The following is a 3,960-nucleotide window of genomic DNA, read 5'->3' on the forward strand; positions in this document are numbered from 1 at the left end:
ATTATATGTATCATAATTTTTTTGATATTTCTTTTGATGGATGTTTATCAAAACAGAATTCAGGACTCAGGAGCCAGAATTCACAAAGTTTGTTTACTGTCAACGTTTAACAGTCAACAGTTAACACCTATATTATTCACAACTGAGTCTGGTTTCCAGTGGACAAATTCTGCAAAAATTACGATTTTTGGTAAAGCTTGGGTCATTTTCCAGCGTTCAAAATTTAACTAATTATTAATTTCCAATAATCCATCTGGTGGTGTAATTTCAATGCGACCTGTTTGCAAGTCTACCACTGGGGCGATCGCTTCTACAAAGGGAATCAAAACAGTCTTTTGTGCTTTGTCATTACTAAAAGATGAATGCAATTTTACTTCTAACAAATCATTGCCAGCAGGGATGATATCTACCACCGTACCCACAAGTTCGCCAGAAGCTTGCATAAATACTTCCAAACCAATCAAATCAAGGACATGATATTCATCTTCGCCTAATTGGGGGCGATCGCTTGCTGGCACCATCAACTTACAACCGCGCAACTCCTCAGCTTGATTGCGATTTTCCACCCCAGCTAATTTGATGACATATAAATTTTTCCCTTCAACATAACGTCCTGCCAATAACTCTATCGGTTGCGGTTCCGTCTCCCCAGGACGCAACAACCAGCGTTTTCCCGGTACTTGAAACCGTTCTGGGAAATCCGAGTCAGGATAAACCCGTAACTCCCCAGATAATCCTTGAGGTGCAACAATCTTACCAATTTCTAGCCAGTCATTAGTCATTAGGCATTGGGCATTGGGCATTGGGCATTGGGCATTGGGCATTGGGCATGGGGCACAGGAGTAGGAGAAGAATAATAACTCTTAACTCCTAACTCCTAACTCATCACACACTTACAGCTGTACGCTGATAAGCTTCTTCGGCTACTTTAGCTAAACGTTGCATACCAATGGCTATTTCTTCATTGCTGCCGGTGAGGCTGATACGGAGGCATTGGTGCTTGTGCGCCCATTCTTCCTCTAAACCGGGGAAAAAGGTACTTCCAGGGACAGTAATGACACCTACTTTTTTCAATTCTTGGTAAAATTCCCAGTCGGTGATGGGTAGATTTTCTAGCCATAACCAAGCAAAAATAGCTCCTTCACCGCGATGGAGGAACCAAGGTAAATTCTTGGGCATTGCTTGTTCTAAGCTGGTTTCTAAAACGGTAAATTTATTTTGATAGAAGGGACGAATCACAGTTTGGGAAATTTCCACTAATGCACCAGAATTAATTGCTAAGGCTGCGATCGCTTGACCGTAACGTGAAGAATGCAGACTCGCGTTTGCCTGGAAACACTCTAGCACCTCAATCCACTTTTCATCCCCAATGGCAATACCAATTCTTTCTCCTGGTAATCCGGCTTTGGATAAACTCATACAGTGGAGAATATTATCGCCAAACACCGGGGTCATTTCTGTAAAGTTCAATGACGGAAATGGAGGCGCATAAGCCGAGTCAATTAGCACGGGTGAATTGTAAACTGAAGCCAAGGCAGCAATCTTTTTCACTTCCTCATCAGTCAGGACATTACCAGTGGGATTACAGGGACGAGAGAAGATGACACATCCTGTGTTTTCAGTAATCGTCACTTGGCTAAAATCTGGGCGATATTTAAACCGGTGGGCAGCTGCATCAATATCTAGGGTGGGTTTGTAGGCGACTAAAGCTTTTGGTTCCAAGCAAATACCGCCGTAACCAGTGTAATCAGGACTCAGGGGCAAAACGATTTGTTTTAATTCGCCGCTGTTGGTGTAGCCACCGAAGGTATTTGCGGCGTAGAAATAAAGGGTTTGACTGCCGGGAGTGATAAAGATATTGCGATCGCTCAATTTTAACCCGTAGCGTTTATTAAAGTCGTTGGCGATCGCTTCAATTAATGGTGCATAGCCTTGGCTTGAACCATAGCGACAAACCACTTCACCATATTCTGGACTCGCCAAAAGCTGTGCAGTGCAATCCCGCCATAACTGTTCTACCTCCGGTAAAATCAACGGGTTCCCAGCACTCAAATTAATAAACTGCTGCCCTGAACCGGCTCGTAATGTTTCAATAATATCCTTCATGATTGCTCTGACGCCAGTCAGGTTGGACATTTGAGCGCCAATTTGTGTTAGGGCAGGGTTCATAAGCTGTAACAAAATTTATTAATTTAGGGTGGACAAATTACTTGGGGTTTGCTGCTGACATCAAGTTTACATCGTTGTCACAACAACTTTTTCCGCCTTTAACCAATCTAGCTAGAGAATGATATTTTTACAAAGTAATATTCTGGGGATTAAGGAGATGGGGAAAGGGAAAAGGTTAAAGGGAAAAGGGAAAAGGAATAAATTTAATCTTTCCCCTTTCCCCCTTACCCCTTTCCCTTTTCCCATGCCCAATGCCCAATCTCCGATATAAACTCAAATAAGTTGATTGACAAACTGGGAGGGCTGAGGTTGCAAGTTAAAGCAGCAGTAGCTTACAGCGCAGGTAAGCCGTTGAGTATTGAAACGGTTGAACTATCTGGGCCACAAGCGGGGGAAGTATTAGTCGAGATTAAAGCCACAGGGGTTTGTCACACTGACGCCTATACCCTTTCTGGTATCGATCCTGAAGGTTTGTTTCCAGCAATTTTGGGACATGAAGGTGCTGGTGTAGTGGTTGAGGTGGGTGCTGGTGTCACTAGTCTCAAACCAGGGGATCATGTAATTCCCTTGTACATCGCCGAATGTCGTCAGTGCGAATATTGTTTGAGCTTAAAAACTAATCTCTGTCAAGCAATTCGCCAAACCCAAGCACGCGGTGTTATGCCTAATGGCACTAGTCGCTTTAGTGTCGATGGACAGATGATTCATCATTACATGGGTACATCTACTTTTGCCAACTATACGGTGCTACCAGAAATTTCCTTGGCAAAAATTCGGGAAGACGCGCCTTTTGATAAGGTTTGTTACATTGGCTGTGGTGTAACTACTGGTATTGGCGCAGTCATTAATACCGCTAAGGTGGAACCTGGGGCAAATGTGGTGGTTTTTGGTTTGGGTGGTATTGGTTTAAATGTCATCCAAGGGGCGCGGATGGTGGGAGCAAATATGATTGTGGGGGTAGATATTAATCCCAACAAACGCGCTTTAGCAGAAAAGTTTGGTATGACGCACTTTGTTAATCCCCTGGAAGTTGAGGGTGATTTAGTTTCCTACTTGGTTGATTTAACAAAAGGCGGTGCTGATTACAGTTTTGAATGTATTGGTAATGTGAAAGTAATGCGCCAAGCATTGGAATGCTGCCATAAAGGTTGGGGGGTGAGTGTAATTATTGGTGTTGCCGGTGCTGGAGAAGAAATCAGCACTCGTCCGTTTCAATTAGTAACTGGGCGAGTTTGGAAAGGTACGGCATTCGGTGGCGCTAGAGGGCGTACAGATGTGCCAAAAATTGTTGATTGGTATATGGAAGGAAAGATAAATATTGATGATTTAATTACCCATGTAATGCCCGTTGAAAAAATTAATGATGCTTTTGATTTGATGCACAAAGGTGAATCGATTCGGAGTGTGGTGACTTTTTAATTACGAATTAAAAAGTATTTGCACCTGCTGTTTATGACACCTCTTGCAAAAGTAACTTTTCCAAGAGGGGGGAAAGGGAAAAGGTTAAAGGGAAAAGGGTTGTTATTTGCCCTTTCTCCTTTACCCTTTTCCCCACTTATGCAAGAAGTCTATTGATTAGTCCTGTTTCAAATAGAGTGGAAAATTCTATCTGAAACAGGATTATAAGTTTTAAGCGATCGCTATTATTTATCGCAAACCAAAATAATACCGATTCAAAAAATGTTTGCGACAGATACCCCACCCGCCTGACGGCACCCTCCCCTTAGCAAGGAGAGGGTTGGGGAGGGGTCTTGTCTATGTGTCGCATTCTTTTTTCAAATTGGTATTAGC

At 42.9% G+C, this 3,960-nt stretch carries 3 protein-coding genes; 1 reads left to right on the forward strand and 2 read right to left on the reverse strand.

The window, feature by feature from the left end; all coding sequences use genetic code 11:
- Positions 1–227: 227 nt before the first annotated feature.
- Together rimM and GNE10_RS32625 are read right to left on the reverse strand one after the other, a co-directional pair.
- Entirely contained in the window at positions 228–824 is a 597-nt protein-coding gene (gene rimM, locus GNE10_RS32620; protein WP_185570158.1) for a ribosome maturation factor RimM, read from the reverse strand.
- A gap of 61 nt (positions 825–885) precedes the next feature.
- Positions 886–2,169 (reverse strand): valine--pyruvate transaminase, encoded by a 1,284-nt coding sequence (locus GNE10_RS32625; RefSeq protein WP_185570159.1) that lies wholly within the window; start codon positions 2,167–2,169, stop codon positions 886–888.
- Positions 2,170–2,478: 309 nt separating this feature from the next.
- Here GNE10_RS32625 and GNE10_RS32630 point away from each other — a divergent pair, with 309 nt between their 5' ends.
- Positions 2,479–3,588: an S-(hydroxymethyl)glutathione dehydrogenase/class III alcohol dehydrogenase gene (locus GNE10_RS32630; RefSeq protein WP_099071532.1), complete on the forward strand. Its 1,110-nt coding sequence runs from the start codon at positions 2,479–2,481 to the stop codon at positions 3,586–3,588.
- Positions 3,589–3,960: the final 372 nt, after the last annotated feature.

The sequence above is a fragment of the Nostoc sp. 2RC genome, from assembly GCF_014222165.1.
Classification (GTDB): domain Bacteria; phylum Cyanobacteriota; class Cyanobacteriia; order Cyanobacteriales; family Nostocaceae; genus Nostoc; species Nostoc linckia.

Coding starts and splice junctions, on each gene's coding strand:
- rimM (WP_185570158.1), bottom strand. CDS start 824: ATGCCCAATGCCCAATGCCCAATGCCCAATGCCCAATGCCTAATGACT.
- GNE10_RS32625 (WP_185570159.1), bottom strand. CDS start 2,169: ATGAACCCTGCCCTAACACAAATTGGCGCTCAAATGTCCAACCTGACT.